The 2,684-nt window shown below is 48.2% G+C and carries 3 protein-coding genes; all 3 read right to left on the bottom strand.

Annotated features, from left to right (window positions below):
- Positions 1 to 75: 75 nt before the first annotated feature.
- The 3 genes from tnpC to tnpA all read right to left on the bottom strand — a co-directional run bounded on the left by tnpC (position 76) and on the right by tnpA (position 2,580).
- Positions 76 to 1,692 carry an IS66 family transposase gene (gene tnpC, locus ACTNB8_RS16200; RefSeq protein WP_441056099.1) on the bottom strand — a complete coding sequence of 539 codons (1,617 nt, stop codon included), beginning with the start codon at positions 1,690 to 1,692 and terminating at the stop codon, positions 76 to 78.
- A gap of 142 nt (positions 1,693 to 1,834) precedes the next feature.
- Positions 1,835 to 2,176, bottom strand: a complete 342-nt coding sequence (tnpB, locus tag ACTNB8_RS16195) for an IS66 family insertion sequence element accessory protein TnpB (protein WP_441056098.1) — start codon at positions 2,174 to 2,176, stop codon at positions 1,835 to 1,837.
- Complete coding sequence (tnpA, locus tag ACTNB8_RS16190) at positions 2,170 to 2,580, bottom strand: IS66 family insertion sequence element accessory protein TnpA (RefSeq protein WP_441056097.1); 411 nt, start codon at positions 2,578 to 2,580, stop codon at positions 2,170 to 2,172. Before tnpA ends, tnpB begins: the two co-directional genes overlap by 7 nt.
- Between the last annotated feature and the right edge of the window lie 104 nt (positions 2,581 to 2,684).

The following is a 2,684-nucleotide window of genomic DNA, read 5'->3' as shown; positions in this document are numbered from 1 at the left end:
GTAACCGCCAAATAATGATGCGGTCAGATATAAAATTACCCCAGCCCTTTGCGAGTTGGAGTAATTCACTATAATTCACATGCGATTTTTGATAGATTGGAGTTTTTCACTCCAAGGTGCAAGCTCTGCGAGCTGGTCATCGGTCATCTCTTTCGTTGGACGATGCTCCAGCAGAAATTTCAGATATCCGTAAATGTTCAGGCCGTGCGCCTTTGCCATCTCAACCATTGTATAGACTACAGCACTGGCATTGGCTCCCTCTACAGAATCACTGAACAGCCAGTTTTTCCTACCGACTGCAAATGGACGGATCGCGTTCTCGCTGAGATTGTTTGTGAAGCTGCAGCGGCCATCCTCCAGATAAATCTCTGCTGTTTCCCTCCGGTTAAGGACATAATTCACAGCTTTATCCATGCGGGTATTCCGGACTGGCTTTTGCTGCTCAAGCCACGACCAGAAAGCCTCCAGAACAGGTTTTTCCTTCTCGAGACGCAGCTGCTTACGCTTTTCATAATCACCGGGATATTTTTTGTTAATGGAATCCTCTATGGCAAACAGGCGGTTACAGTACTGGACTCCCTGTACTGCTGGCTGGCTGTAATCATACTGTTTCCCTTTGGGAACGGCATCGATAAAGTACCGGCGGATATGTGCCCAGCAGGAACACCGTTTGATATCCGGCAGACTGTTGTAGCCCTGATAACCATCCGTTTCCAGATAACCATGATAGCCTTCCAGGAACTCCTTTGCATGGCTGCCGCTCCTGGTTGGAGAATAGCCATATAAAATAATGGCAGGAAGACCGTCTTCGCCGCTGCGGAACAACCACATAAAAGATTGTGTCTGTGCCCGGCGTTCTTCTTCCTTCAGTACCTGGACTCGGGTCTCATCTGCCATTGCGAAGCTGCGCTTCAGCAGTTCCCGGTGGAAGTAATCATACATTGGCTGAAAGTAATTCCTGGAGCAATAGATGATCCAGTTGGCAAGTGTTGTCCTGCTGATCTGGGCACCATACTGTTTCCAGTCTTTCTCCTGACGATAAAGGGGAAGTCCATTGGCGTACTTCTGATACATCGTCCATGCAACGGTGGATGCGGTTGCCGGGCCTTTTCCTACCAGAGCCTGCGGAACCTGAGACTTTACGATCACAGGCTTTTCCGTGTCTCCCAATCCCTCCTTACAGGACGGACATCCATAACTCTGGCTGTAGTATTCGATCACTTTGCATGTGGCCGGGATGAATTCCAGCTCACGGCGGACATACTCTTCGCCGATCAGAACCATCTGCGTACCGCAGACCGGACAGACCTGATCTTCATCCGGAAGAGGGATGACTACTTTTTCAACCTTCAGGCCTTTAAAAAGATCCTCATGGGTTGCTTTCTTCTTGCGGGTATGCTCCCGGATCACGGTCTCTTCTTCCAACAGGGAAGGATCCTGTTCCACTTCCGCTTCATCAAAAAGGTGCTGCTGTCCTGGAATGTCATCGGTTCTTCTTTCGCTGGAAGAACCGAAAAGCTTTTTGGTAAGATAGTCCACCTGTTCCTGAAGGGCTTTTTCGTGGCTGGTTTTTTCGTCAATAACAAGGCGGAGAGATCTGATCAGTTCCGTCTGTTCCGAGACCATTGTTTTCAGTTGTGTTATGGTGTCCTTCAGCTCTCGCAGCTGGATGTCTTTTGCACTGGAAGCCATCGTTCTCTCCTTGGATTTGATACCTCTATTATACCAGAAATACAGCCCTTCCTAAAGGAAAACAAGTGCTGAAAAATGCTGAATTTATAAGGAAATCTGCCATTTTTCTGTGCAGGATTTTTACCGGGATCCAGATACTTTTTTACTCTGCTTTGAGTGCTTTTGGTTGGTCGATATCAATTCCTGACATCAGCCAGTCGAACTCCCGCCAGGAAAGATTCCGGACTTCCGACTGCTTCCTTGGCCATTGATAGCTGCCCCGGACAGACAACCGTTTATAGATCAGGACAAAACCATCCGGTTCACGGAACAGAGCTTTGATCCTGTCCCGTCTTCTTCCACAGAACAGGAAGAGCGCACTGGATGTCGGATCCATTTTAAGCTGGTCTTCGATAATGGCACAGAGACCATCGATTGATTTGCGCATATCGGTATAGCCGCAGACAATGTAGATTTTTTCGAGGCCGGAGATATCACCTAACATGAGGTCTCCCGGATCAGGCGGAGTGTCCTGGTGAGCAGGACAGGATCGGCATCATTGCTGATGCGGATTGTCACATCATTCATGGACACTTCAATCGTATGTGAATTGTCAAGGTTCGTTTGGTGCATCCGCGATGCAATATGCTGTTCCGGAAGGTGATCCGAAACAATGTCAATTGGAACCACGTCCTGCTTTGAACGCGGGATCTCACAATGACCATAATTCGGTGCTGGAATCTGATCCGCTGCTGCTTTCCTGCAGCGGCTGACCCAGTTATAAAAAGTACTTACTGCGATGTCGTTTTCGCGGCACCAGTCAGCATCTGTCATGCCGCTTTTGCGACATTCATTGATAAGCCTGAGCTGTTCCGCCATCGGAACACGGGCTTTGCGAGTAGTTGCCATAACCTATCCTCCGTAATTGTAGTGAAATAGTCTAAATATCTTTCGCCTGCAATTATAGAGGAAATCAGAGTATTAGAAAATCCGCAGGAATATTTGGCGCTTAC

The organism is Blautia sp. HCP28S3_G10 (assembly GCF_052065235.1).
Taxonomy (GTDB): Bacteria; Bacillota; Clostridia; order Lachnospirales; family Lachnospiraceae; genus Blautia_A.
The sequence above is the reverse complement of the archived record's forward strand: the minus strand, read 5'-3'. Positions and strand labels throughout refer to the sequence as shown.